Raw genomic sequence first — 23,119 nt, forward strand, 5'->3', positions numbered from 1 at the left:
CATGACGGTCAAAAAATGGGTTACTGCTGCGCTTGTATTCATCCTCATCGGAATCATCGGCACCTCGGTATACGGGTTTCAGTTCGGAGATCAGCGGGAAGCATACTCGAAACGCTGGGAATTTCAGAACGACCAGCTGCAGCGCCTGATCCTGGATGCCCATTTTGACGGGGGTATCCGGTTTATCGAAAGCCCCGATGCAAACGGCTATATCGAAGTTAATGGAAAATGGGATCCAGCCACCGTCGAAAGCTTCAAGAAGGCTGCATTATCGAATGGGACCTTCGTTCTTTCCGATACGGAGCAGGCAAGTTTCCAATTTTTCAACCTCTACTGGGAGGATTTGAAATCAACGATGACCGTTGCCCTGCCTGCGGGACACCATTTAAACGAAGTCAAAATCAGCTCTTCCTCCAGCGATATCGAATTGCAAGGGCTAAACGCCCAAACGCTTGAGCTGGACAATACGTCAGGAAGCGTCGGCCTCAAGGACATCCATGCGCCGAACATTCGGCTCGACCTGACCTCGGGAGATATCAAGGCATCCGGGATCCAGGGCGACGTGGACGTATCCCAGACATCGGGCAGTTTGCGGATTGAAGGTTTGACCGGCGATCTGCATAGCTCCATCCAATCCGGCGACACCCGTGTAACCGATCTCCATGGGACGGCTAACGTTCAATTCACTTCAGGCAACGTCGACATTGAACAGGCGACGGCAGGGTCGATCGACGTATCAGGCCAATCCGGCGACGTCCGCATTCAGGCCGCAGCCGATTTTGCCGGCGTATACGACACTCGGGCCACCTCGGGGGACATCACCACGCCCGACTCGCCAATGACGAGCAGCGACGTAATTAAGGTTCGTACGACCTCAGGCAATATCAAAATTACCCAATAAGGCTTCTCCGAATGGAATTGGGCTGGTGACGAAGCGAATTTCCGATCCTTGGGTAATATAGTATAATCAAAGGCCAGTCCAATTTTAAAGGAGGATTCCTGCATGGAATTGAAAAACAAAACAGCTATCATCACCGGCGCAGGCAAAGGCATCGGACGCGCCATCGCGGAGTCTCTAGCCAAAGAAGGCGTTCACCTCGGGCTCATCGCCCGCACGGCATCCGACCTGGAAGCTCTGCAGAAATCCTTGAGCGAGACGCATGGCGTGAAGGTCATCATCGCGGTGGCCGACATTTCCGATCGCACGCAAGCCGAGGCGGCCGTTGCTGCCATCGAAACCGAGCTTGGCGCCGTGGACATCCTGATCAACAATGCGGGCATCGCCAGCTTCGGCACGCTGCTCGATATGGATCCTGAAGAGTGGGAACGCATCCTGCACGTCAACGTGATGGGTACATACTACGTTACACGCGCAGCTTTGCCTAGCATGATCAAGCAAAGCAGCGGAAGCATCATCAATATCGCTTCCACTGCGGGCGAACGCGGCTTCGCAACAGGTTCGGCCTATTGCGCATCCAAATTCGCGCTGCTCGGCATGACCGAATCGCTGATGCAGGAAGTCCGCAAATCGAACATCCGGGTAACCGCCCTGACGCCAAGCACGGTGAATACCGAGCTGGCCAGCAATGCAGGGTTGAAAATCGGCGACGAAGACCGCATGATGCAGCCGGAGGACGTAGCCGAGCTGGCCCTGGCCACCCTCAAGCTGTCGGATCGCGTTTTCGTCAAAGCGGCCGGCATCTGGACGACCAACCCGCAATAAGCGGCAGTTCGGGTCAATTCGGACATGGCATGCTGTAGAAAATTGCTCCCGACTTCATTTGGATAACATAAAAACCACGGGTACGCGGTACCTGTGGTTTTTGTGTTTGACGTTGATGCGCAAAACCGGCTGGCAAGAGTAGTGAACTGCCCGCTACGCCACAAAGCATCGTTTGGAGGCTGCATATCAGCGCTTCACACGCTCCTACCTTAATGCTCCCCGAGCCGATCCAGATCCAGTTCCTTGGACACGGCGATCAGGATCACCGCAGTCTCTGCGCCAACATTCGTGACTTCGTGCGGCACGACCGCATTCCAGCTGAACGAATCGCCCGCCTCCAGCGTTTCCTCGTCTTCTCCCTGCTCGGCACGAATCGTGCCCTGCAGCACGAGATGGCTTTCTTCCCCCGCATGTTTGCTCATCCCGGTCGAGGCTCCCGGCGGCAGCTCCACAATGGACATGCGCATCGCTCCTTTGGCCGTCAGGTGCTGCACTTTGACTTGCCCGTCCCCCGCAGTCGTCTCTTTTCGCTCGTTTTTCCGCACCACGTTCATCCGCTGCTCGGGCGTGAGCAGCAAATACGGCAGCGGCACGTCCAGATAATCCGCAATGCTCTCAAGCGTTGCTATGGACGGCGAGGTTTTGTTGTTTTCCACGTTGCTGATGAAACCTTTGGATAACCCTGTTCCTTCGCACAGCTGCATGATCGTGATTTGCTTCTGCTTGCGGATCGTACGAATCGTTTTGCCAATATCCATGTCGCTGCGTGTTCCTCCTTACATTCAGTGCCTGGCTCGCTTACTCGTTATCCTCCTGATAGAAAACAATCCGGTTGCCGGATGGATCAATCACTTTCATTTCCCTGAGGCCCCAAGGCGTCTCCGTAATACCCGGTCTGGAATGCTTGTGCTCCTGCCGGTTCAAAGACTCGCATAACCCATCCAAATCCGTCGTTTCGATGCGCAAGGCAGCTCCCGGGGTGCAATCTCCATAATGCCCGGACAAATGAAGCACGATGCCATCCAGCGATACCTGCATGTACAACGGCAGATCCTCTTCGAAGCGATGTTCCCAATCCACCTTGAAACCTAAATACTCTACATAGAACGATCTGGCCTGCTCCTCATCAAATATACGAAGGATGGGCACTATTCCTTTCAGCATTCGCTTCACTCCTCTGATCAAGATGGCGATACAGAGCCGGATCGAGCCAGCCGGCTTTATTTCTTGCATAAGGATTCCCTATACGTAACATATTTTCATAATACAAAAAATATGTTGACCCAACAATGCGATCATGCTACATTTCGTTCATAAATAAAAATATTTGTTTTCTATTGGTGAACTTTATAAAGGTACGAAAGGACTGAATGCACGATGATGCCATCTTTGTTTATCGCCCATGGCGCGCCTTCCCTTGCGCTGGAGGACAATGCATATACCGAATTTCTGCAAGGCCTTGCCGGACAACTCTCCAAGCCCAAAGCCATCGTGCTCTTCTCGGCACACTGGGAATCCGGAACACAGCTTGTATCTTCAGTAGCCCGGCATGACACGATCTATGATTTCGGCGGTTTCCAGCCCGAACTGTACCAGATCAAATATCCTGCCCAAGGACATGCCGAAACGACCAAAGATGTCCTGCATTTATTTGCCAAAGCAGGCATCGAAGCGAAAACAGATGAAATCCGTGGGCTTGATCATGGTGCCTGGGTCGTGCTCCGCCTGCTCTATCCGGATGCCGACATTCCGGTCGTGGCCCTGTCGGTGAACCGATACTTGTCCAATGAAGAGCAATACAAAATCGGCCAGGCGCTGGGGGCGCTCCGCGAGCAGGACGTTCTCGTGATCGGCAGCGGCGGCACCGTACACAACCTTCGCCGATTGAACTGGGAAAGCAACGGCGTGGACCCATGGGCCATGGAATTCGATGACTGGCTGCAAGAAAACGTCTCCGCTTGGAACACCGGAGCACTCTTTGCCTATGACACGATTGCTCCATCCGCTCATGCGGCGGTACCTACGCCGGAGCATTTCGTGCCGCTCCTGCTGGCGATGGGTGCAGGAGATCGCAACCGACAGGCTTCTCTGCTGTTCAGAGCATACCAATATGGCAATCTAAGCCTTTCCTGCTGGAAATTCGACTAAACTTGTTTGTTTCAGAGACAGCTCATTTAGTGTATTGATGGTTAGCAGATCGGTCGGATATGACCTTTTTTGCATAATGCCGCCTTAAGTAAAGCACGCTATAATAACATTTAGTGGAAATGCACATGCTTTAACCAAGCGCACTGCCTTTTGCCATCTAATACATTATTGGGAGGAACATTCAACGTGGTTGAACAACCGAAATCGGAGAGCCTGATGTCTCTCGTCAAAAAAGGAAACACCTCCTCGGCGACGGCGATGGCAGGTAATGCGGTGCTTGCCCTCTGCAAAGGAGGAGCGTTCCTGCTCAGCGGAAGCGGAGCGATGTTTGCCTCGGCCATGCACTCGCTTGCAGACGCCATTAACCAAGGGTTCGTGTTTGTCGGGAGCGTATTGTCCGAGAAACAGCCGACGCGCCGCTTCCCGACCGGATTCGGGCGGGTCATCAACATTTTCTGCATGATCGCCGTCATCGTGGTGACCATTATGGCGTACGAGACCATCCATGAGGGCATTCATCTGCTGCAGCACCCGGCAGGCCACTCGGGCGGACTGTGGATCAACATCGGCGTGCTTCTGCTCAACATCCTGATCGATGGAGCCATTCTCATCAAAGCGATGAAAGAGATTCTGGTGGAAGCACGCGCGCCGAAAACCAGCGGTCTCGGACTCGTTCCCGCAGCGATCAAAAACGTGGGACGCGCCGCCCCGCCTACTCGCCTTGTATTTTATGAGGACGTGGTAGCCGTTTTGGGCGCAACGCTGGCGCTCATCTCGGTGGTAGTTATTGCACTGACGAATTTCGCCTTGCTCGACGGCATCGTCACGACGCTGATCGGCTGCCTTATGATTGCCGTGGCCTTCCGCGTCGGATTTGACAACATGATCGGGCTCATCGGCGTGGCCGCCCCGCAAGATGTTGAAGACAAAGTAACCCGGACGATCCTGGCCGATTCCCATGTTGCGGATATTCAAATGATGCGCATCATTCAGGAAGGCCGCTACTATCATGTCGAAGGTCTGATCGAGCTGACCAAAGGGCTGACGCTGGCCGATGCCGACGACATCAAATTCCGGATTCAGGAGAAGCTGATGACCGATCCCGATATCGCGGATGCGGCCATCTCGATCATCGAAGATGACGGCGTGAACACCTGGGGCAAAAAACAAGCCGAGATCGTAGAGCCTTAACACAAAATTAAATGCGGCAGGCATACAAGATGAACGAAGAACCTAGACTTTGGTCTAGGTTCATTTTAACTCCACAGACCGAGGATCGCATTTTCCAGCTCATGGTATGCTGTATGTAATGAAACAGAGGAATCCGTGACCAACCAGATCATTGATCCCACGATGCAGAGGAGAGATCGTATGTCTAAACGCGCTATTCTGGCGCCCGTGCTGATTTTGCTGGGCGTCTACCTGATGCTTAACCAGGGAGGTTCCCTCGGCCCAGGCACCATTTTCGCCACCTTCTGGCCCACCTTGTTTGTTATCCCGCTAGGGCTGTTCTTTCACTGGCTCTACTTCTCCATGATCGGCAGGGGGGTCGGCCTGCTCGTTCCGGGCGGGATCCTGTTAACCGCGGGTATCGTCAGCCAGATCGCCATGCTGTTCGGCAACTGGGGCACGATGTGGCCGGGTTTCATCCTGGCCGCTGCAGTCGGTCTGTTCGAGCTGTACTGGTTCGGCGGCCGCAATCGCTGGCTGCTTATTCCGATCAACATCCTGCTGGTGCTGTCCTTGCTGTTCTTTGCAGTGATGTCGCTAGGCAATATGCTCAGCAGTCTGTCCTTCATTCAGCCATTCGTGGCAATCGGACTTATCGTGCTGGGTTCATGGTTTATTCTCGGCCGCAGCAAAAAACGGATGTAAAAGGTACGGAGAGCGTACCATGGCTGCGTGCGATAGATGCACGAACGGCTATTGCAACGCAAAAACCCCCGTTTGCCCAGGCACGTCATGTGCCCGGCAAACGGGGGTTTTTCATGGCATAAGGTGCGATTTGACCGCGAAGCGGGCAACGCGCCTTTATTTGCTGTGCATTTTAAACTCAAGGAACAAGTCGTTGTAGTGGGACAGCATTTTTTTGCCCAGATTATCGTATAATTCCAGCTTGCCCGTCAGCGTCTCGTCCGGATAGAAGCGCTCATCCCCGGAAATGTCCTCTGGCAGCAGCTTCAAGGCCTCGGCATTCGGCGTGGAATAACCGACATACTCGGCGTTGCGGGCCGCATTCTCGGGATCGAGCATAAAGTTGATGAACTGGTGTGCCCCGTCGATGTTGCGGGCTGTCTTCGGAATAACCATGTTGTCGAACCACAAGTTCGAGCCTTCTTCAGGCACCACGTAATCCAGCTTGTCGTTTTCGTCCATGATTTCGGAAGCGTCTCCCGACCACACGAGGCCTACTGCCGCCTCTTCATTGGCAAGCAGCATTTTGATCTCGTCTCCGACAATCGCCCGCACGTTCGGCGTTAAGGTGGACAATTTGGCCAGAGCCTGCTGCAAGTGGTCCTCATTGGTGTCGTTCAAGGAGTACCCCAGGCTGTTCAAGCCCATGCCGATGACTTCACGAGCGCCGTCGAGCAGCAAAATCTGGTTTTTGAGCCGGGAATCCCACAGATCGTTCCAGCTGTTAAACGTCAGCCCATCGACCAACTCGGGATTGTACACGATGCCGACCGTTCCCCAGAAGTACGGGATGGAATAGCGATTATCCTCATCGAACGACAGGTTAAGGAACCGGGGATCGATGAACTTGAGATTGGGCAGCTTGTTGTGATCGAGCGGGACAAGCAGGTTTTCTTCCTTCATTTTGCTGATCGCGTATTCGGAAGGGATCGCCACGTCGAACGTGGTTCCTCCCTGCTCGATCTTCGTCAGCATCGCCTCATTGGAATCGAAGGTCTGGTAGATGACCTTGATGCCCGTTTCCTCTTCAAATTCGGTCAACAGATCGGGATCGATATAATCGCCCCAGTTATAGATCGTCAACGTGTTGCCGCCGGAATACCCCTGGCTTCGGTTCAAGTAAGATGCCAGGATCATCAAGGCAAAGGCCGCAATGAATACCAGCGCAAACGTCCGTACCAGCTGTTTCATGGGCGCAGCCCCCTTCCGGCAGGCGTTTTCGCGGCGCGGCGGTTAATGAAGTAATACCCGATCACCAGCAGCACCGTCAGCAGGAACAGCAATGTGGACAGCGCATTGATGGATAGGGATACCCCTTGTCTCGCCCTGGAGTAAATCTCCACCGAAAGCGTGGAATAACCGTTGCCCGTCACAAAGAACGTAACCGCAAAGTCATCCAGCGAGTAAGTCAGCGCCATGAAAAATCCGGCGAAAATGCCTGGTTTCACGTAAGGCAGCACCACTCGCGTCAGCACCTGCCACGAGCCTGCGCCGAGGTCGCGTGCCGCGTCCATCAGCGTTGGGCTCATCTCCTGCAGCTTAGGCAGTACCATGATGACCACGATCGGCACGCTGAACGCAATGTGCGAAAGCAGGACCGAAGTGAATCCCAGCTTGATGCCGATCATGGTGAACAGGATCAGGAACGATGCGCCGATAATGACATCCGGACTAACGATCAGCACGTTGTTCAGCGAGAGCAACGTATTTTTCGTCCGTTTGCGACGTACATGATAGATCGCCAGCGCTCCGGCAATGCCGAGAATCGTTGAAATCGCCGAGGACAACAACGCGATGATGAACGTGTTCAGCACGATGATCAGCAGCCGCGTATCCGCGAACACTTCCCGGTACCACTCCAAGGTGAAACCCTCGAAGTTCCGCATATGCCCGCCGCTGTTGAATGAATAAAAAATCAGATATGCAATCGGTGCGTACAAAATCAGAAACACGATCGTCAAATACAGGTTAGACAGCTTTCCGTTTCTTCCCACCGCGCACCTCCTTCCTGCCAGATCCGGTCAGAAACATGATGACTGCCATCGCAATGATCAAAAAGACGGCAATCGTCGAACCCATGCCCCAATCCTGGGTGACGAGAAAATGCTGCTCGATCGCCGTCCCCAGCGTAATGACCCGATTCCCCGCGATCAGACGAGTGATCATAAACAGGGACAAAGCTGGAATGAAGACGGCTTGGCAGCCGGATTTCACGCCGCTCAGCGTCAGGGGAAAGATGACCCGGCGGAACGTCAGCCAGGACGAAGCCCCCAGATCGCGGGCCGCATAGATCAGCGACGGATTCATTTCTTCCAGCGCATTGAAGATCGGCAAAATCATGAACGGAATAAAAATGTAGACCGACACGAATATGAAACTGAAGTCGGTAAACAAAATTTGCTGTGTGCCGATGCCGACCACTTCAAGCAGGGAATTGGTCAGCCCGTATGTTCCGAACAGGCCGATAAAGGCATATGCCTTGAGCAGCAGGTTGATCCAGCTCGGCAGAATGATCAGCAGCAGCCATAACTGCTTGTGCTTGGTCCGTGTCAGCAGGTAAGCCGTCGGATAGGATACCAGCAAAGAGAACACGGTGATCAAAAACGCGTACCAGAACGAGCTGAGCGTCATCTTCATGTACACTGGCGTAAAAAATTCGGCATAGTTGCCGAGCGTAAAATTCCCTTCAACGTCGAAGAACGAGTAATACACCACGAGCAGCACCGGGGCAACGACGAACAATACCATCCATATGACATAGGGAATCAGATACGCATTGCGCGTGCTCGCCTTAGTCTGCATGGGTTGCCTCCTGGTAGGATTCCAGGCGTTTGTCGAACTCTTCTTCCGTCTCGTTCAGGCGCATGACGTGAATGGCCTCCGGATCAAAATACAATCCGATTCGTTCTCCCACCGTAGCCTTTTTCGTCGAATGCACAAGCCACTCGTTGCCGGCGTCGTCATAGCTGGAAATTTCGTAATGCACGCCGCGGAACAGCTGCGAATCCACGCGCACCTTCAGCTTGCCCTGTTCCTCGGTCGTAATCTCCAGATCTTCCGGACGAATGACGATTTCGACAGGTTCGTCCGGCTGCAGCCCTTGGTCAACGCATTCATACTGTGCGCCCGCAAATTCAACCACGAAGTCCTGCTTCATCCGGCCAGCCACGATATTCGACTCCCCGATGAAGTCGGCCACGAAGCGGTTGATCGGCTCGTCGTAAATGTCGTTCGGCGTGCCGCTCTGCTGGATGAGTCCCCCGTTCAGGACAAAAATCTCGTCCGACATCGCCAGCGCCTCTTCCTGATCATGCGTGACGAAAATGAACGTGATCCCGAGCCGCTGCTGCAGCTCGCGCAGTTCGTACTGCATCTCGGTGCGCAGCTTCAGGTCTAATGCCGAAAGCGGCTCGTCCAGCAGCAAAATTTCCGGCTCGTTCACGATCGCGCGGGCGATGGCCACGCGCTGGCGCTGACCGCCCGACATTTCTCCGATCTCCCGGTTTTCATAACCGGACAGGTTGACGAATTTCAAAGCTTCCAACACTTTGCTGCGAATTTCAGCCGTTTTCATTTTTTTGATGCGCAAGCCAAAGGCTACGTTCTCGAATACGTTCAGATGCGGAAATAACGCATAATCCTGAAAAACGGTATTCACCTGTCGCTGATGCGCAGGGATATGGTTGATCAAGGCACCATTGAAGTAAATATTGCCCTGCGTCGGTTGCGCAAAGCCCGCAATCAGCCTTAGAATCGTCGTTTTGCCGCAGCCCGAAGGGCCGAGCAGCGTATAGAATTTACCCCGTTCGATCTCGAAGCTGACTCCCTTCAATACGGCATCATCGTCGTCGTACTGTTGAGTCACCCGTTCGAACCGGATAATCGGTTGTTGTTCTGACATGTCTCGCATCGCCCCCTTAATCTTGAGGTTTACCCTAAGAAACCTTATCCATTATACACGACTTTGGTTCAGCCATGTTTCGAATAAGGTTAATTTACCCCATTTTCTTAGGATTGGAAAGGCATTCCGGCACGGGCTGCCCCTGATGGGCCGGACTCACATACAGACCATAGGAATTCCAAAAATAATTCCAAAAATCGAATCGAACACACGTTCCCAAAAGGTATAATATGGTATAATGGATGGGACGAAGCATCCGGTGGTACTACGTCACGGCGAAGATGCCCTGAGAGGGGGTGACGCTGTGTCGCTTGATCTTTTGGTGAAAATGCTGGACGTGCTGCTCAAACTGGTCGGTATTTCGGCCGGTTTGCAAACGTTAATCGGTCCGCGGAAGAAAACACGCAAAGTCAAGAAAAACCACCGGCAATAGGTTGGAGCCCCACCCGGTGGTTTTTCAGTGAAGTGTCGAAATCTCGCCGTGGTTGCCCACCGGCCGACTTTGTCAACATCCGCGATGTTCCCGCATCGCGGATGTTTTATGCTGCTACGGTTCTTATAGCACCAGTATACCACAATCGAAACGATGGGAACCATTCAAAACCGATCTCGACCGCGCCGTTGATGCCAGTATTCTGATTTGGCCGATTGACGCATATGATGTCGGGGATATGTAAATATGTGTGCAAGGGAACGGTCTGAACGCATGGAGTGAATTTCCGTACTGCGGAAAGGAGGCACCTATGGATCTTCGCCGTAATTTGCCGTTATTAATCGTGGTCTGTTTTCTCAGCCAGATGGGAGGATTCATGATTCTCCCCCTGTTTCCGCTGTTTATTGATGGATTGGGGTTGTCCAGCTGGACGATGGGAATCATCTTTGCCATGTTTTATGTCGGGAAAGTCATCGGAGGCATGCCCGCTGCCGGGTTGTATCGAAAAACGGGTGGCAAAACGTCGCTCATCCTCATGCTGCTGATGCTCGCGCTCTGCATGGCCGGCTTCGCCATGGCCTCCTCGGCCCTGCTGCTCGGCCTGCTGCGGCTGCTGCAAGGGCTTGCTTCTACCGGGCTTACCGTCACGGTGCGTTCGATCATCGGTGATGGCGGCAGCGAGCACAATCGCGGGCTGTACAATGGCTATATCAGCAGCAGCGAGGGTGGCGGCATGGTGCTCGGCCCGGTCGTCAGCGGCTGGCTGGCGCTGCATTTTCCGCCTTCCGTGCCCTTTTGGCTGGTCACGGTTTGCTGCCTGGTCGCCATGCTTGCCGCCATGGCTATACGCAACACAACAACAAGTTCTAAGGCTGACGCCGGATCATCGTCCAAAGAGGACGCTGCCATGCAATCCGCCGCCGCTTCCCCGTCCCCTGCCTCCTTTACGGAAGCCGATGAAAGTGCCAACCGGGCTGGACTCCGCGGCGAGCTTACACCCGGCCAGCAGCTGTTCGGTTATAGCCTGGTGCATTTTCTGGAAATGTGTGCATATGCCGTCTTCTTGACCTATTTTGCACTCTATGCGACCCATATCATGCAATGGAACTCCTTCTCCATCAGCCTGGCCTTTACGGTCGTAGGCATTTCAACCTTGGCCGCAGCGCCGCTGGCAGGTTATCTCTCGGATCGCATGGGAGACCGCCTGCTGCTCTGCATGCTGGGCATGCTGTTCATCGGGGTGGAGGTCGCTGTGTTCCTGACGACATCGTCGTATGTCTGGGTATATCTCGGCATGCTGATCGGCGGAGTCGGCGGGGCATGTTATATGGACTCCTTTTTCGCGCACATCGGCGATCATATTCCGGAGACTGGCCGCAGTGAAGCCATCGGCAAAATCGTCTCCCTTGCTGAGATCGGCTCCATCGTCTCCCCGTTGATTGCAGCGCTGCTGGCGGAAGCCGGATCGCTGTACGCCGTCTTTTGGTTCAACCTCGCACTCATTGGTGCGGCGATCACCGTGCAAGCCTTCATGCGCAAGCAGCTTCGCACCGAACATTTGTCGTCCGAGAATGTACGCAGCAAACAATAAAATTTGACTCAAAGGAGACCAAAATCCGTCCTTCTTGAATGGATCGTTAGCCATTTTGAATGAGCGCGGCGATTTGCCCTGCGTGCTCGGCTATTTTGCTGCGCAGAAAGGGATCTGTCTTCTCAGGCAAAGCCGACGGATGGAAAAACATCGCTTCGAGAACTTCCACCCCATCCGGCCTTAGCTCACCCTCGTATTCGGTGCAGACGTAGCCGATCACCACATTGGAGTACACGTGGCCGTTCCGCAGCTTGGTATATAAATCTTTGCCCGAAAACACGCCGTACAACCGCAGCCGCCCTAGCTCGATCCCCAATTCTTCCCTGACTTCGCGCATGGCGCATTCCTCGGCGGATTCGTCCAGTTCCATGCATCCCCCCGGCACGCCCCAAGTATCATCGACATGGCGCACCAGCAAAATTTCCCCGGCCGGATTGAGGATCAGCACACTTGGCCTTACCAGAATGAGCGGCGCATTGCCGATTCGTTCACGCAAAGACTCGACATATCCCATTTTCGGACATCTCCTTATTATGTGAAGTTATGGAGTAAGTATAGTTCCGGAAAATCACCCAATAAAGAGAAAAGAATAGAGAATACATTTCCTATTTTCGGTAAAAAAAACCCGTTCGCATCACCTTAGTGGGCAAACGGGCATTTCATCGGGGCGTCGCCAAAAGCTGCAGCTTGGCAGGAATACGCCTTCTCCTGATAAAAAAAATTGGGCTTCACGAGTTTGTTGCGATACGGCTTATGGAAAATATGCGTCGTTGCAGGCGACACAGGCGGAATAAGCCAAGTCCAGTCGCCGGTCAGCTCGCGTCCCTCCTGGGATTCCCGCTGCTCGAACAAGGCAAACTGCGAAGCCGCCGTGTGATGGTCCACGATGCTGACGCCCGCCTTCTTGAACGAATGCAGCACGGCTGCATTGAGCTCCACCAGTGCCCGATCCTTCCATAGCGTCGTTTCGCTCGACGTGTCCATGCCAAGCGCCTTCGCGACTTCAGGCAGCTTGTTGTACCGGAATGGATCGGCGAGATTGCGCGCGCCGATCTCCGTTCCCATGTACCACCCGTTGAACGGTGCCGCCGGATAGGAAATGCCCCCGATTTCCAGACGCATGTCGGCAATCATCGGCACGCCGTACCAGCGCAAGCCCAAATGGGCCATCTCTGGCCGGTCCGGATGCTCGATGCGCACTTCCACGATATCCTCCCCCGGCACCTCGAACCATTCGGGGTCCTGTCCATCCGATTGAATAATGATCGGCAACACATCATATGGGGTGCCCGCCCCTTGCCAACCCAGGGACATCGCCACTTCAGTCATCTCCACTGAAGCCGGGTCGCCCACGATGCCATTCTCCGTTTCGTATCCGGCATACCGGATCAACTGATGATTCCAGATCCGCAAGGGAGCGCCTTGAGGCCCTTCCGGCGCCATAACCGTGATCATCGGAATGACCTTGCCGCCATTCGATGCCGTCCGGATATGGTTAAGGATGGCCTCGGCTGCTTGAGCGGCCGTATCGATCTCGCGCGCATCCACGATGCGCAGCTTGTCCCAGAACAGGCGGCCGATGCAGCGGTTGCTGTTCCGCCATGCCATTTTGCAGCCATGCTCCAGCTCTTCCTTCGTGTGCGTGTACATGCCTGTGGCCGCGATGTCGCCCAGCACGACAACAAGCCGGGCCTCCGCGACTTCGCGCGTGTGGCCCAGCTCTTCATAACATGTATATATAAACCGTTCCGCTTCCTGTTTCAGCTCTTCCGGGTCTGTCCGCATTGTCCATAACCACCCATCCATACGACTAGAATGCCATCATTATACGGCAAGCCCACCGGATTTGTAAGCGAACGGGCATTTTGTTCACGGACTCTACATATCGTTGTCAGGATGCAGGCAACCTTGATTATTTGCCCAGAAAAGCATTCAGCATCCAGATTTCTTTTTCCAGTCCAGCCGTGAAGCCGATCAGCATATCTTCGGTTGCGTTATCCACGGCTTCGCCTGCAGCTTCAATGCCTTCGTGAATGACCGACACCATGGTCCGGAGATCAGCAACGACGGCCTCCACCATTTGCTCTGCGGTTGGTTGTCCAGCCGCTTCTTCGATTGGCGAAAGGCTCAACTGCTCACTGAGCGTAGCTACGGGGCTGCCGCCAATCGCCAGCAAACGCTCGGCAACCTCGTCCATGTTGGCGGTCGCCAGGTTGTACAATTCTTCGAATTTGCCATGCAGGGTGAAGAAATGAGGACCTTTCACATACCAGTGAAAGTTGTGCAGTTTAGTATACAATACGGACCAGCCTGCGATTTGGCGGTTCAGTACGTTGTGAAGTTCGGTCATGCGTGCGTTGAATGTGTTGTTGGTTTGAATTGTGCTCATGGATTATATCCCCTTTCGGAATGTAGAATTTAAGTGTTTATATAAGTTGATTCGTTAGTTACACCCGGTTACTCCGATTGCATCCCATCTCCAGAATGGTTCTGCATTCTCCGTTAATGTGTAACATATTCAATCAATTTATATTCATTTTTAACTTCTTTAATTTAGACTTAATCTAAATCTTGTTTTAATTATATCATCGGGTAGTCACTTTGAAAACCCCTTTGCCATTTCTTGCAAATGAAGATTTCATGAAGCGGCCTTCATCTTCTGGTCGTATACATAAAATCAAGCAAATGCACAGAAAAGCCCTGATTCCGTGGGTCCATACGGACCAACATCGTTTCAGGGCCTTCATGCAAAGAAGACTTCTTATTTAACCCTATGAAATGGGAGCAGCTATAACACCCGCGCTGGGGATAATACCCCTTTCAGTATCCGTTCAATTTCCTCATAGTTATGCGCCACGTAATGCGCCTGATGATCCGATTCCGGTTCGGCCTGGCGATGATTGAACCAGATCACCTGCCAACCGGCATCGACTGCGCCCACGACATCGTTCCGCCAAGAGTCTCCGATATAAAAGCTGTTGCGTGCCTCGGTCCCCGTCTGTTTGCTCACATGCTCGAACAAACGGCGGTCCGGCTTGGCATAGCCGATCGTCCCCGAGATGAAAATACGCTCTCTCGGAATCACGTCTCGCACCTTCAGTGCCTCAAGCTTGCGCTCCTGATGCGCACCTTCGCCGTTGGTAATCAAACCGACAAAATAGCCTTCCTCCATCAATTCATGCATCAGAGCATACGCTCCATCAAACGGTTGAATGTGGAACTGGCGACCCAAATACCGCTCCTGGAGTGCAGCAGCCTGTTCAGGTTCTACCGCAATCCCGAACTCTTTCAGCATCAGCTCAAAACGCCGACGGCGCATCCGCTCCACCGCTTCCGGCTCCGGCACGGCGGATAGCCCTTCCTGATCGGAAAGCCAGTCGCTGTAATAACGAAAACGGTGGTATGCCTCCGCATAAGGAAAATCGTCAGGCAGCCCGATGACTTCCTGCAGCGCTCCCCGCAGCGGCTGTAAATGATCGTACAGTGTATCGTCCACGTCGAAAAAGATCGCTTTTTTCTCTGGTTCCATTAACGTCATCTCCCTCCCACTTCTCATCCACGAAATGTAGCTATGATACCATATCCGCACAAGGATGTTGATATCTCACTCCAACCAACGCTTGAAACTCCTATGGCAAATGCCCTGATGTCCTTGCTGTTCCTCTCCAAACAAAACATAAAAAGACATACGCACTCTCTCCAAAAGAGAATGCATATGCCTGCTCCATTAATCCACGATCAACGGTACAACTTTGCCCGCATTAACATCGATCAAGCCATGATCCGTGATCTTGAGCGCCGGGCTCACCGCCAGCGAATGCGTGCTTAGCGACATGATCGGATTATAGTGTACATACCCGAGCGAGAGCATCGCTGCGCGCAGTTCCTTCACTTGATGTGATACAACAGCGAGTGGTTCCTCGGTCAGGATGCCACCCACCGGCAGTTCCAGATGGGACAATACTTTGCCGTCTTCCACTACACAGAAACCACCCTGGCTCGAAATCACCGTGTTAGCTGCCAGAATCATATCTTCGCGATTACGTCCTACAACCAGAAGGTTGTGATTGTCATGCGAATATGTCGTTGCAATGGCACCGCGTTTGATCGTATCCCCGCCAATCAGGCCATACGCCCGATTGCCGTTCACGGCATAACGCTCGAACGTCGCGATTTGACCGTATTCGCTGTTTTCCCATTGCAATTCACCGTTCAACGCTTCGATCGGCGCGATCAGCTCTTCCACAAAGGTCGAACCGTCTTTCACCATCATTACCCGGCAGTTATGCAGGCCATCGGACAACTGGGTAACCGAACCTGCCGAACTCGCCTCCGCCTTTGCTCCCAGCATGCTTCCGTTCACTTTGGGATCGTCCAGCCGGATGGAGAAATCGCTGGCTGCCAACGGATTCAGTTTCACGCTGCTATAGAAGTGTGACGGAAATTGCGGGGCTGTCCGTGTCTGCTCATACGGTTCGTAATCGTCATAAGCTTTCTTCCCGTTTTTATATACCTGTTCAATCGAAAGTTTATCCAGATCCGCTACAAGCGAGTAGTCGGCGATTTTACCCGGCGCGATGCTGCCGCGATCGGTCATCTTCATCCGTGCCGCAGGCGTCGACGTTGCCGCATAGATGGCGTCTTCGGGGCGCATGCCCATGCCGATGGCCTTGCGCACGATGTGGTCAAGGTGTCCGCGGGCCACGAGCGAATCCGGCATGACGTCATCCGTGACGAAGCAGAAATGCTGCGACACATCATGCCTGATCAAGTAATCGATCACTTCCGGCGTCATCGATTTTTCCTGAATCTCGATGAACATGCCTGCCGCGATGCGGGCCTGAAGGCCTTCGATGCTTTGATGGGTATGGTCCGAATCCACCCCGGCATAGATGAGGCGATGCAGATCCAGTCCCAGCAGCTTCGGCGTATGTCCTTCGATGACAAGATCGGGATAGTTTTTGCGGATATGGCGCAAAATCTGGTTGGTTTTGCATTCCGGATCGCGAATGACGTCAACGTAGTTCATGATTTCGCCCAGACAGATGATCTCCCCGGTCGCAAGCAGCGCATCCATATCCTCGATTTCGATCGATCCGCCCGTTGTTTCCATCGGCGTGGCCGGCACGGAGCTCGGGATGCCGTAGAACATGTCCACCGTCGTCTCCCGGCTCGCGGCCATCATTTCCTGCACGCCTTCCAGGCCGAACACGTTTGCCATCTCATGCGGTTCCGCCACGATGGAGGTAACTCCGCATCGGATCAGTCCATGAGAAAAGGTCGCGGGGGTCACCATCGTGCTTTCGATGTGCAGATGGATGTCGATGAGGCCGGGAATCATGTACCGTCCCCGGGCATCGATCACCTCGCACGCTTCGAACCGCTCCGTCCCGCCAGGTCCGATGTATAGAAATCTGCCGTCCAGCACGGCAACGTTATTCTCTTCGAATCGTTTATAGTAGCTGTTGTACACCCGTACATTGACAATCAGTTGATCGACACGCATGGGGCATCATCTCCTTTTTCTCGGTGTCAAGCATATGGAATGATGCCATAGGCTTCCATCCATGCTTCCTGCTTCTATTCCACAAGTACAAGCTTGTCCTGCGGGAAAATGAGGCTGACCCGCTGTCCGCTGAGATAAGGCGTCTCCATCTCCTGATTGGCGGTGAAGTCTCCCAGCTCCGTCTCGATCACGTATTGGTAACTGCGTCCCAAATACGTGCTGACCTTCACGATGCCCGGCAATGCGTTCAACTGTTCCGAAGTGTCGCCGCTCACGATCAGGTCGTCGGGACGAATCGCGCCTTTGCGCGCGCCCGGTCTTGCCGTCCCCGGATGTGCCGTCGCGGTGAACTGTCTTCCGCCTGCTTTCAGGGTAATCGTATCGCCCGCATCGCTGCGGTCCGCGAACTCGATGAAGTTGTGGAACCCGATGAATCGGGCCACGAATTCCGTCGCCGGATATTTGAAAATCGTTTCCGGGCGGTCGAGCTGCTCGACCACGCCTTTGTTCATGATCGCCACCTGGTCGGAAATGGAGAAGCACTCCTCCTGATCATGCGAGACGTACAATGTCGTAATTCCCAGCTCCTGCTGGATTCGGCGGATCTCCACGCGCATGTTCACCCGCAGGTTGGCATCGAGGTTGCTGAGCGGCTCGTCGAAGAGCAGCAGATCCGGCTCGATGACCAGCGCGCGGGCAATCGCCACGCGCTGCCGCTGACCGCCGGACAGCTCCTGCGGGAACCTTTTTTCGAAACCGTTCAGGTTCACCACTTCGAGAATGCGCATGACGCGCGCCCCGATATCTTTATCCTTCACTTTGCGCATCCGCAGGCCGAAGGCTACGTTGTCGTAAACCGACAAGTGCGGGAACAGCGCATAGCTCTGAAACACAAATCCGAAATTCCGTTTGTTCACCGGAACCTTCGTATAGTCCTTGCCGCCGAACATGAACTTGCCTTGCTGTGCTTCCAGGAATCCGGCGATGAGACGCAGTGTCGTTGTTTTGCCGCAGCCGCTCGGTCCAAGGAGGGAGAGCAGCTTGCCTTTTTCCAGCTCCAATCGAAAATCCTTCAGGATCGTCTGGTTGTCATAAGCCACCGATACCTGGTCCAAAGTCAGCAATGCCATACGCTTTAGCGCCTCCAATTAACGTTTAGTAAAATAAGAAAGTCCACCCATTACACGTTCGATCACAAACATGAGCAAGCCGGTCAGCACCATGAGCAGCACCGAAATCGCCGCGATGGTCGGATCGAAATAATTTTCCACGTACGTCAGCATCTGTATCGGCAATGTGCTTACCCCCGGTCCGGTCATGAACACGGAAATGTCGACATTGTTGAACGACTCCAGGAAAGCAATGAGCACCGCAGCCAGAATACCTGACCGAATGTTGGGCAGCACCACCTGGAAGAACGTTCTGATCCGTCCCGCTCCCAGACTCAGGGCAGCCTCTTCCACGGCAAAGTCAAAGCTCGACAAGCTCGACGCGATGACCCGAATGATAAATGGAAGCATAATTACCGTGTGGCCGATCAAAAGCCCGAGGTACATCGGCAGATGATAGATCACGATCAAGTATCTCATCAGCGTGAAACCAAGCACGATCCCCGGGATGAGCACCGGAGACAGGAAGATTGCATTCAAAAGCGATTTTCCTTTGAAATCAAAACGGCTCAGCGCATAAGCGGCAGGAATCCCGAGCACCAGCGCGAGCAGATTTCCCAACAGGGAAATGACGATCGACGTCTGGAACGTGCGCACGAAACCGCCTGCGTTGAATATATTTTCGTACCAGCGGAGGGAGAAGCCCTCCGGCGGAAATTTCAGTACCGTTCCCGGCTCGAACGACGTGACCGAGATGATCAGAAGCGGGCCCAGCAGAAAGATAAAGACCAGCAGACTGAACAGGCCCAGCCCGATATGTTTCTCCCGCATAATTTTACCCCTTCGGATTTAAAGTTTTGGCCAATTTGTTCATGATGCCAACGACGACAAACGTAATGACAATCATGATCGCCGCAATGACCGAGGCCAGATACCAGTCATTCAGCGTCATCGCGTTCTGATACAGGAACGTTGCGATGACCCGCTGCTTACCGCCGAGCAGGGCCGGCGTTGTATATGCCGTGAGGCTGCCCACGAAGACAAGCACGGCACCAATGACGAGACCGGGCACCGCCAGCGGGAAGACTACCCGGCGGAATGCCGTGAAACGGGAGGCACCCAAGCTCTGAGCCGCTTTGAGCAGATCGCCGTCAATGTTCTCCAGCACGCCGACCAGGGAAATGATCATGAGCGGCAGGAACAGATGCGTCAAACCGATCATCATCGCGGCTGGCGTATACATGATATCCAGCGGTTTGTCGATGATGCCGAGACCGACCAACGTATTGTTGACGAGCCCTTTGCGGCCGAGAATGATCATCCAGCTGAACGAACGCACGACCGGGCTCGTCAGCAACGGAAAGATGGCGAGGGCAAGCAGAATGCCCTTGCGCCGAGGCGCTTTTTGCGAAATATAATATGCCGTCGGGAATCCGAGCACCACGCATACCAAGGTGGTGACCACGCTGACCTGCAGCGTCGTAAGCAGAATTTTCAAAAAGTAGGGGTCTCTGAAAAATTGCATGTACCCTTCAAACGTAAACCGGTTTTCCTGAAAGAAGGTCGAGCCGATCGTCAGGACAATCGGTATGACCATAAAGGCTGCCAGAAAAACGAGACCAGGCAGCAGCAGCCAGTACATAACTGATTTTTTCATCACGATGCTCCTGACATAAGGAATGGATTGGGATCGAAATGATACAGAATCGATTTCGACCCCTTTACGATACAGCTACGCATTAAGTGCGCCGATAAACAGTTCCAGGAACGCTTCGGCGTCAACGGCTTCACACACCAACGTGTTCGGCTTTTGACCGAGACGGTTCTGGAAGTCGCAGACCATTTGGCCATCGCACAGACGGCTCGCCGTTTCCACGTCCACGTAGTACGACTTGCGTTCCACAAGCTCCGGTGCGAGCGCCACGCCCACCGCCAGAGGATCATGAAGGGCGCATGCGCGTATGCCGTTCATTTGCTCATAACGCCGGATATATATTTCGGTGCTCTGCGCCACATAACTGCGCAGTACCGGATCGGTCAACCGCCCAATCGCTTCTTCATTCAGCAGCGTCTGGCGCGTAACGTCCAGTCCGACCTGCGTCAGCTTCTCGAATCCTGCATGCAGCACGATGCGTGCCGCTTCAGGATCAGCGTACGTGTTGTACTCGGCCGTCGGGGTAATGTTTCCGTGTCCGCGCACCACGCCGCCCATAAAGATGACTTCCTTGACGAGGGACGACAGCTCCGGGCATTTGGCCAGCGCAAGGGCCAGATTCGTCAGCGGCGCCGTCATAATCAGCGTCACTTCGCCAGGGTACCGTTTCACCTGTTCAATGATAAAATCCGGTCCAAAGCCTTCTTCTGCACGCTTCGAGCGCGCCGGATCGGGCAAAGCTCCGCCAAGCCCGTCCTGGCCGTGCACGCGATGTTCGTAATGAGACTGGCGGGTCAATGGACCCGCAGCCCCGGGGATGACCGGAATATCCGTTCCATCCACCAGCTCCAGCACTTTGCACGTATTCTCCGTGGCCTGCGCAAGCGATACGTTCCCACAGACCGTTGTGATGCCGAGCATATCGAAGCGGCGGCTTTTGACTGCCAGCAAAATGGCAAGGGCGTCGTCGATGCCGGTGTCCACGTCCAAAATCATGCGTTTTGTCGTTTCATTCATGGCTTAGTCCCCCACTTATTGCGCGATTTCGCGATTCCAGCGATCTGTCCATGTTTTTGCCTGTTTGTTGACGAATTCCATATCCAGCTTGTTCAGCTTCTCTACGACGTCCGCGCCGTATGTTACGCCTTCCGCTTCTTCCGCCGTCAACTCGACCTTGGTGTTTACCGGGGAATCGACTTTGGCTTTGGCCGATTTGGCCTGCACGTCTTGGCTGAGCTGCCAGTTGATGAACTCTTCGGCGAGCTCTTTGTTTTTGCTGCCTTTGACCACGTTGATCGTATTCATAACGGCATATCCGCCTTCGCTAGGCGTTACGAATTTCGCGTTTGGCACGGCTGCTTTCAGATCTTTGAAGTACATTTCCATGATCGGTCCGCCGGCGATTTCTTCTTGCGAGAACATGTTCACGAACTCCGACGTTTGGGTGTAGAACTTAACTACATTTCCGCTCAGTTCTTTCAGTTTGGCGAATGCCGCATCTTCATTGAACGTTTGGTTGCCTGCAATGCGGGATGCCGCATCCAGCACCATCGGTCCGGCCGTTGCCGTAATGTTCGGGATCGTCACGTTGTTTGCGAATGCCGGGTCCCACAGATCGTTCCAAGACGTGACTTCTTTGGATACCAGGTCCGGGTTGTAGGCGATGCCCAATTGTCCGATCGTGTAGGCAGGGCCGTAATCTTCGCCAAGCGGTGCTTTGGCCATATCGTAAATATCGTTAATGTTCGGAATTTTGGAACGGTCGATTTTTTCGAACAAACCTTCGTCAATCCCTTGCTGCGCATAGTAGTCCGACAAGTAGATCACGTCGACATCCGATGTGCCCTGGCGAATTTTGTTCAAGCGTTCGGCATTGTTGCCGACTTCCAACACGATGTCCACATTGTGCTCTTTTTCGAATGGACCGAATACTTCTTCATTAAAGAAATCTTCCGAAAATCCCCACGTGGAGATCACGAGCTTGGTCGGCGCCGCGCCGCCATTGCTTGAGCCTTCCGCGTTATCCGCGTTGCTTCCGCATCCTGCCAGCAATACCGATGTCATCGCTGCTGCTACCAAACCGCTTACCCATGTTTTCCTCATGTTCCTGATTCCTCCTAGAAATGTGTGTTGGTAAAAAAACAAAAAGAAAAGCATTCTTGTATTCAACAAGAACACTTTTCTTCGTAAACAAAGGAAAGCGACACCCGTTACCGGTTCATTCGAGGTTTCCGCTTCAGAATCAATCCGAAGCAAGACGCCATCGTGCTATGAAATTGTGTAGGACCCGATTCATGCGGTGGAGCGGTTCAATGCACGTTGCTTGCCGACAAGTCGGTCAGCCCTATGCTTGCTCCAGAATCACGTTCGTGATGGCCCACTGCGTGGACGCATCATAATCCCTGAGTACAGCTTCAATTGGCAACCCCATCTGCTGCTCCAACTTGTCCCTGAATTTTTTCTTATATAAAACAGACATACGGAAGTCCACTTCCAGCTTCAAGCCGGGGGCCTCCCCTTCCAGGGCGTCGGAGCGCGGTGAACGTCGGTGTTTGGCATAGAAGGTCACGATGTTCTGATCGATCGTCACTCTCAGGAGAGTCGTCCCGAATCCGAACAGTTCCTTCGAAATTTCATTGTAGAACTGGCACATTTTTTTCTTGCTTTCATTGCTGTCCAGTCGTTCCATTGAACTCACCCACATCATTTACTACCGTACATTCGACGTGTTAACACGATTGATTATACATAAATGTCCGGGTTTGGGCAACCCAAAAGATCAATATAACCAACATTGCACCTACAAAAAGCGAACATTTAACATTATATGATCAGTATTTGTCACATTTTCGCGATTATAGGAAACCGTAACCTTCCTACCGTAAATCATGCCCTCTCGGCACCTAATCTATCCAAAGGCATGAATATTGATATGGTGACCGCTACTGCGAACGATCCGTCGTTGATTACCCCAAAAGCATGGACAAACTTCTGCAACAACCGTTAAAATGGGACAAAATGTATGCCTATTATCTAAAATATGGAATCGGAGGTTTGAATCATGAAATGCCCTGTTTGCAATCATGAAAACGCAAATGCACGCTTTTGTGAAAAGTGCGGCTCCAACCTTGCTCCAGGCG

Annotated in this window: 24 protein-coding genes; 7 read left to right on the top strand and 17 right to left on the bottom strand. The window is 53.3% G+C overall.

All coding sequences use genetic code 11. The features are described from left to right. The first annotated feature begins 1 nt into the window (after window position 1). Both L6H98_RS04410 and L6H98_RS04415 read left to right on the top strand, forming a co-directional pair. Window positions 2-901, top strand: a complete 900-nt coding sequence (locus L6H98_RS04410; protein ID WP_236413206.1) for a DUF4097 family beta strand repeat-containing protein — start codon at window positions 2-4, stop codon at window positions 899-901. Window positions 902-1,003: 102 nt separating this feature from the next. Then, on the top strand, window positions 1,004-1,723 hold the full coding sequence (locus L6H98_RS04415; RefSeq protein ID WP_236413208.1) for a 3-ketoacyl-ACP reductase: 720 nt from the start codon (window positions 1,004-1,006) through the stop codon (window positions 1,721-1,723). A 209-nt stretch (window positions 1,724-1,932) separates the two neighbouring features. Here the strand turns inward: L6H98_RS04415 and L6H98_RS04420 are convergent, their stop codons facing one another. After that, complete coding sequence (locus L6H98_RS04420) at window positions 1,933-2,481, bottom strand: cupin domain-containing protein (protein ID WP_236413209.1); 549 nt, start codon at window positions 2,479-2,481, stop codon at window positions 1,933-1,935. Between the two features lie 40 nt (window positions 2,482-2,521). Then, complete coding sequence (locus L6H98_RS04425) at window positions 2,522-2,887, bottom strand: glyoxalase superfamily protein (RefSeq protein WP_236413210.1); 366 nt, start codon at window positions 2,885-2,887, stop codon at window positions 2,522-2,524. Between the two features lie 213 nt (window positions 2,888-3,100). On the opposite strand from L6H98_RS04425, the gene L6H98_RS04430 reads away from it, so the two are divergent. From L6H98_RS04430 to L6H98_RS04440, 3 genes are all read left to right on the top strand, one after another. Then, a complete protein-coding gene (locus L6H98_RS04430; RefSeq protein WP_236413211.1) occupies window positions 3,101-3,871 on the top strand; it encodes a class III extradiol ring-cleavage dioxygenase in 771 nt (256 codons plus the stop codon). 186 nt (window positions 3,872-4,057) lie between these two features. After that, window positions 4,058-5,062 carry a cation diffusion facilitator family transporter gene (locus tag L6H98_RS04435; protein ID WP_236413212.1) on the top strand — a complete coding sequence of 335 codons (1,005 nt, stop codon included), beginning with the start codon at window positions 4,058-4,060 and terminating at the stop codon, window positions 5,060-5,062. A 180-nt stretch (window positions 5,063-5,242) separates the two neighbouring features. Beyond that, a complete protein-coding gene (locus tag L6H98_RS04440; RefSeq protein WP_236413213.1) occupies window positions 5,243-5,746 on the top strand; it encodes a hypothetical protein in 504 nt (167 codons plus the stop codon). Between the two features lie 156 nt (window positions 5,747-5,902). Here L6H98_RS04440 and L6H98_RS04445 read toward each other — a convergent pair whose 3' ends face one another. The 4 genes from L6H98_RS04445 to L6H98_RS04460 are packed head-to-tail and all read right to left on the bottom strand — an operon-like array spanning window position 5,903 to window position 9,686. After that, window positions 5,903-6,976 (bottom strand): ABC transporter substrate-binding protein, encoded by a 1,074-nt coding sequence (locus tag L6H98_RS04445; protein ID WP_236413214.1) that lies wholly within the window; start codon window positions 6,974-6,976, stop codon window positions 5,903-5,905. Next, entirely contained in the window at window positions 6,973-7,779 is an 807-nt protein-coding gene (locus L6H98_RS04450; protein ID WP_236413215.1) for an ABC transporter permease, read from the bottom strand. The genes L6H98_RS04445 and L6H98_RS04450 overlap by 4 nt, the downstream gene beginning before the upstream one ends. Then, entirely contained in the window at window positions 7,754-8,587 is an 834-nt protein-coding gene (locus L6H98_RS04455; protein WP_236413216.1) for an ABC transporter permease, read from the bottom strand. The genes L6H98_RS04450 and L6H98_RS04455 overlap by 26 nt, the downstream gene beginning before the upstream one ends. Then, on the bottom strand, window positions 8,577-9,686 hold the full coding sequence (locus L6H98_RS04460; RefSeq protein ID WP_236413218.1) for an ABC transporter ATP-binding protein: 1,110 nt from the start codon (window positions 9,684-9,686) through the stop codon (window positions 8,577-8,579). The genes L6H98_RS04455 and L6H98_RS04460 overlap by 11 nt, the downstream gene beginning before the upstream one ends. Before the next feature lie 304 nt (window positions 9,687-9,990). Here L6H98_RS04460 and L6H98_RS31240 point away from each other — a divergent pair, with 304 nt between their 5' ends. Next, window positions 9,991-10,119, top strand: coding sequence for a hypothetical protein (locus L6H98_RS31240; protein ID WP_290371416.1), 129 nt, complete (start codon window positions 9,991-9,993; stop codon window positions 10,117-10,119). A 310-nt stretch (window positions 10,120-10,429) separates the two neighbouring features. Next, window positions 10,430-11,710, top strand: a complete 1,281-nt coding sequence (locus L6H98_RS04465) for an MFS transporter (RefSeq protein ID WP_236413219.1) — start codon at window positions 10,430-10,432, stop codon at window positions 11,708-11,710. Between the two features lie 46 nt (window positions 11,711-11,756). On the opposite strand, the gene L6H98_RS04470 is transcribed toward L6H98_RS04465, so the two are convergent. The 11 genes from L6H98_RS04470 to L6H98_RS04520 all read right to left on the bottom strand — a co-directional run bounded on the left by L6H98_RS04470 (window position 11,757) and on the right by L6H98_RS04520 (window position 22,668). After that, window positions 11,757-12,224: an NUDIX domain-containing protein gene (locus L6H98_RS04470; protein WP_236413221.1), complete on the bottom strand. Its 468-nt coding sequence runs from the start codon at window positions 12,222-12,224 to the stop codon at window positions 11,757-11,759. 125 nt (window positions 12,225-12,349) lie between these two features. Beyond that, complete coding sequence (locus L6H98_RS04475) at window positions 12,350-13,495, bottom strand: nitric oxide synthase oxygenase (RefSeq protein ID WP_236413223.1); 1,146 nt, start codon at window positions 13,493-13,495, stop codon at window positions 12,350-12,352. Between the two features lie 127 nt (window positions 13,496-13,622). After that, on the bottom strand, window positions 13,623-14,099 hold the full coding sequence (locus L6H98_RS04480) for a DNA starvation/stationary phase protection protein (RefSeq protein ID WP_236413225.1): 477 nt from the start codon (window positions 14,097-14,099) through the stop codon (window positions 13,623-13,625). A 399-nt stretch (window positions 14,100-14,498) separates the two neighbouring features. Beyond that, window positions 14,499-15,239 (bottom strand): HAD family hydrolase, encoded by a 741-nt coding sequence (locus L6H98_RS04485; RefSeq protein WP_236413227.1) that lies wholly within the window; start codon window positions 15,237-15,239, stop codon window positions 14,499-14,501. A 198-nt stretch (window positions 15,240-15,437) separates the two neighbouring features. After that, a complete protein-coding gene (locus L6H98_RS04490) occupies window positions 15,438-17,216 on the bottom strand; it encodes an adenine deaminase C-terminal domain-containing protein (protein WP_236413229.1) in 1,779 nt (592 codons plus the stop codon). Between the two features lie 74 nt (window positions 17,217-17,290). Further along, the gene (locus L6H98_RS04495; RefSeq protein ID WP_236413231.1) at window positions 17,291-18,346 is read right to left on the bottom strand and encodes an ABC transporter ATP-binding protein; all 1,056 of its coding nucleotides are present in this window, start codon (window positions 18,344-18,346) and stop codon (window positions 17,291-17,293) included. A gap of 18 nt (window positions 18,347-18,364) precedes the next feature. Further along, window positions 18,365-19,156 (bottom strand): ABC transporter permease, encoded by a 792-nt coding sequence (locus tag L6H98_RS04500; RefSeq protein WP_236413232.1) that lies wholly within the window; start codon window positions 19,154-19,156, stop codon window positions 18,365-18,367. Window positions 19,157-19,160: 4 nt separating this feature from the next. After that, a complete protein-coding gene (locus L6H98_RS04505) occupies window positions 19,161-19,982 on the bottom strand; it encodes an ABC transporter permease (protein WP_236413233.1) in 822 nt (273 codons plus the stop codon). Between the two features lie 75 nt (window positions 19,983-20,057). Beyond that, window positions 20,058-20,996: a nucleoside hydrolase gene (locus tag L6H98_RS04510; RefSeq protein ID WP_236413234.1), complete on the bottom strand. Its 939-nt coding sequence runs from the start codon at window positions 20,994-20,996 to the stop codon at window positions 20,058-20,060. 15 nt (window positions 20,997-21,011) lie between these two features. Next, window positions 21,012-22,082: an ABC transporter substrate-binding protein gene (locus L6H98_RS04515; protein WP_236413235.1), complete on the bottom strand. Its 1,071-nt coding sequence runs from the start codon at window positions 22,080-22,082 to the stop codon at window positions 21,012-21,014. Window positions 22,083-22,323: 241 nt separating this feature from the next. Then, window positions 22,324-22,668, bottom strand: a complete 345-nt coding sequence (locus L6H98_RS04520; protein ID WP_236413236.1) for a DUF2294 domain-containing protein — start codon at window positions 22,666-22,668, stop codon at window positions 22,324-22,326. Window positions 22,669-23,119 lie beyond the last annotated feature (451 nt).

Source organism: Paenibacillus sp. JJ-223, assembly GCF_927798175.1.
In the GTDB taxonomy this organism is placed as follows: domain Bacteria; phylum Bacillota; class Bacilli; order Paenibacillales; family Paenibacillaceae; genus Paenibacillus; species Paenibacillus hubeiensis.